We start from the raw sequence: 3,266 nt of genomic DNA on the forward strand, positions 1-3,266 counted from the left end.
GACAGCGGGGTCTGCGGAGCGGGTTTGAGGACCATGGTGCAGCCGGCCGCGATGGCGGGACCGATCTTGCGGGTGCCCATGGCCAGGGGGAAGTTCCACGGAGTGATCAGCAGGCAGGGGCCGACGGGCTGGCGGGTGACCAGCAGGCGGTTCCTGCCGTCCGGAGCCGTCATCATCCCGCCGTCGATACGGACGGCCTCTTCGGAGAACCAGCGGAAGAACTCGGCCGCGTAGGCGACCTCGGCACGCGCCTCGGCCAGGGGCTTGCCCATCTCCAGCGTCATCAGCAGCGCGAGGTCCTCGGTGCGCGCGATGATGAGGTCGTAGGCGCGGCGCAGGATCTCACTGCGCACACGGAGCGGGGTCGCGGCCCAGCCGGGCTGCGCGGCCACCGCCGCCTCGACGGCACGCCGCCCGTCGGCGGGAGAGGCGTCGGCGACCCGGCACAGTTCCTCGCCGGTGGCCGGGTTGTCGACGGACAGCGTCCGGCCGGACTCCGCGTCCCGCCAGCCACCACCGATGAACAACTGCTTGGGAACATCACGGACGACAGTCATCTTGGGTATCTCCTTGTCGGGGTGAAGGTGCTGCCGACCGGTCAGCGGATGCGGTCCAGCGTCTTGTAGTAGGCGCCGGCGAAGGGCAGGAACCAGGCGGTGCCGTTGTAGAGGGGGATGCGGGGCGGGGCGATGTCACGGACCGGGCTGACCTCCGGGTGGCCGTCCATCACCTCGGCCATGACCTGCCCCATGTGCGTGGCCATCTGCACGCCGTGGCCCGCGTATCCCATGGAGTAGTAGACGCCGTCCTCGGTCTGCCCGGCGTGCACGATGCGGTCCATGGCGAAGCCGACGGAGCCGCCCCACACGTACTCGATCCTGGTCCGCGCGAGTTGGGGGAAGATCTCGCACATCTCACGGAACAGGACCTGTCCGCTCTTCTTGTCCGAGGTGGGGTCGGACGGTGCGAAGCGGGCCCGGCCGCCGAACAGCAGCCGGTTGTCCGGGGTGAGCCGGAAGTAGTGGCAGAGGTTGTTGGAGTCGACGATGAGGCGGGCCTTGGGGATGATGTCCCGGGCGAGTTCCTCGCCGAGCGGCTCGGTCACGATGATGAAACTGCCCAGGCAGACCTGCTGGCGGCGCAGCCACGGGAAGTTCTTGTCGGTGTAGGCGTCCGTGGCCATCATGACCTGCCCGGCACGGATGACACCGCGCTCGGTCTGCACCTCGAAACGGCCGGCAGCGGTACGCCGCACGCCGATGGCCGCATTGCGCTCGTGGATCTCGACACCGGCGCGCTCGCACGCCTCGGCCATGCCCCGCACGAAGCGGCCGACGTGCAGTGCGGCGCTGAACGGGTCGAGCAGGCCGCCGTGATAGGCGTCGGAGCCGATCTCGGAACGCAGCTCGGCCTTGCCGATCAGTGTGGTCTCGTGGCCGAAGTACTTGGCCAGGTCGCGCTGTTGGGCCTTCTTGCTCTCGAAGTGCGCGGGGCGGGACGCGACACCCAGGCGTCCGACCCGGCGGAACTGGCAGTCGATGGACTCCTCGTTCACGAGCCGCTCGACGGTGTCCACGGCCTCGCCGTAGGAGTTGTAGATCTCGCGGGCCCGTTCCAGTCCGTACCGGCGGATGGCCTGGCGTACGCCGATGGTGAAGCCCAGGTTCGCCATGCCGCCGTTGCGCGCGGAGGCGCCGGAGCCGATCTGGCCCTTCTCGACGAGGGTGACGCGGGCGCCCTTGCGGGCGGTGTGCAGGGCGGTGGACAGGCCGGTGAGGCCGGCGCCGATGACCACGAGGTCGGTGTCTTCGGGGAGTGGCTTGCCGGAGCGGTCGGGGAACGGCCCGGCGGTTTCCACCCAGTAAGGGATCGTCTTCATTTTCGGGCTCCGGGTCAGGTGAGGGGTTCGACGGGGAGGGCGCCTTGGCCGCCTCGGTGGCCGCCGAGTTTGCGGACGAGGGCGACGAGGGCGAGGGCGAGGATGGCGAGCGCGATGAGGACGGCGCTGACGGCGGTGACGGTGGGGTCGACGTCGAACTGGAGGGCGTTGAAGACGAGGACCGGCAGGGTGCGGGTGTCGGGGGTGGACAGGAACTGGGCGATGAAGAACTCGTCGAAGCTGGTGATGAACGAGAACACGGCGGCGGCGATGAGGCCGGGGGTTGCCAGGGGGAAAGTGATGCGCCGGGCGATGGTCATCCGGCTGGCACCCATGCTGGCCGCCGCGTCCTCCAGCCGCTCGTCGATACCGCGCAGGGTGGAGATCATGATGAGGATCGCGATGGGCGCGGCGAGTACGGTGTGGCCGAGGGCGATGGCCAGGGGGCTGCCGAGCATGCCGGCGGGTTCGAAGAACAGGAACAGGCCGAGGGCGATGACTACTTGGGGGATGAGCATCGGGGCCAGGACCAGTCCGTAGACCGCGGCGTGCAGGGGCAGGCGGCCGCGGGCCAGCGCGGTGGCCGCCGTGACTCCCAGGATGAGGGAGAAGACGGTGGTGAGGGCGGCGACGAGGCTGGACAGGGCGATGGAGGTGGCCCAGTTGCCGCCGGGTGCGGCCATCTGCTCGTACCAGCGGGTGCTGTACTCCTTGGGGGGGAAGGTGCCGATGCCGTCGGCGCCGAAGGAGGTGACGAGGATGATGACGATGGGCATGGCCAGGAAGAGCAGGATGGCGGTGGCGCTGAGGGCGCGGCCGATGTGTCCGGCTCGGGTGGCGGGCAGTTCCATCATGAGCTGCCACCTCCTCCTCGTGCGGCCGTCTTCTTGCGGCGGAGTCTGGCCAGGCCGAGGATGCCCAGGCCGGCGAAGGTGAGCAGGAGCAGGATGACGCCGAAGGCGGCCGCGGAGTTCCACTGGTCCTGCTTCATCACCTGCTGGTCGATGAGCGCGGCGACGACGGTCTGCTTGTCGCCGCCCATCAGGGCGGGGGTGATGTAGTAGCCCAGGCACAGGATGAAGCTGAGCAGTCCTGCCGTGCCGACACCCGGTGCGACCAGGGGCAGGTAGACGCGGCGGAAGATGGTCAGGCGGGAGGCTCCGAAGCCCGCGGCGGCGGCGAGGAGCCTGCGGTCGACGCCGCGCATCACGCCTTGGAGGATGAGGACGGTGTAGGGGAGCATCACCGAGGTGGTGCCGATGACGACGCCGGTCTCGTTGTAGAGCAGCGAATAGGGCGCACCTGGGGCGCGCACGGACGTCAACAGCGTGTTGACCAGGCCGTGTTCACCGAGCATGATGATCCAGCCGTAGGTGCGCACCAGGGC

General features: G+C 69.3%; 4 protein-coding genes. All 4 read right to left on the reverse strand.

Features of this window, described 5'->3' with window-relative positions; genetic code table 11:
* Window positions 1-557: aldehyde dehydrogenase family protein (locus tag IE255_RS38770; protein ID WP_190055138.1), on the reverse strand; the 557-nt coding region annotated here is incomplete at its 3' end.
* A gap of 41 nt (window positions 558-598) precedes the next feature.
* Window positions 599-1,879, reverse strand: coding sequence for an NAD(P)/FAD-dependent oxidoreductase (locus tag IE255_RS38775; protein ID WP_190055139.1), 1,281 nt, complete (start codon window positions 1,877-1,879; stop codon window positions 599-601).
* A 14-nt stretch (window positions 1,880-1,893) separates the two neighbouring features.
* Window positions 1,894-2,733 (reverse strand): ABC transporter permease, encoded by an 840-nt coding sequence (locus IE255_RS38780; protein ID WP_229906807.1) that lies wholly within the window; start codon window positions 2,731-2,733, stop codon window positions 1,894-1,896.
* A partial coding sequence (locus tag IE255_RS38785; RefSeq protein ID WP_190055140.1) for an ABC transporter permease occupies window positions 2,730-3,266 on the reverse strand: 537 nt, incomplete at its 5' end. The genes IE255_RS38780 and IE255_RS38785, both read right to left, overlap by 4 nt.

This window comes from Streptomyces lomondensis (genome assembly GCF_014651035.1).
In the GTDB taxonomy this organism is placed as follows: domain Bacteria; phylum Actinomycetota; class Actinomycetes; order Streptomycetales; family Streptomycetaceae; genus Streptomyces; species Streptomyces lomondensis.

Excerpts from the sequence above, each read along its gene's own strand:
- IE255_RS38775 (WP_190055139.1), bottom strand. The coding sequence starts at position 1,879 with ATGAAGACGATCCCTTACTGGGTGGAAACCGCCGGGCCGTTCCCCGAC.
- IE255_RS38780 (WP_229906807.1), bottom strand. The coding sequence starts at position 2,733 with ATGATGGAACTGCCCGCCACCCGAGCCGGACACATCGGCCGCGCCCTC.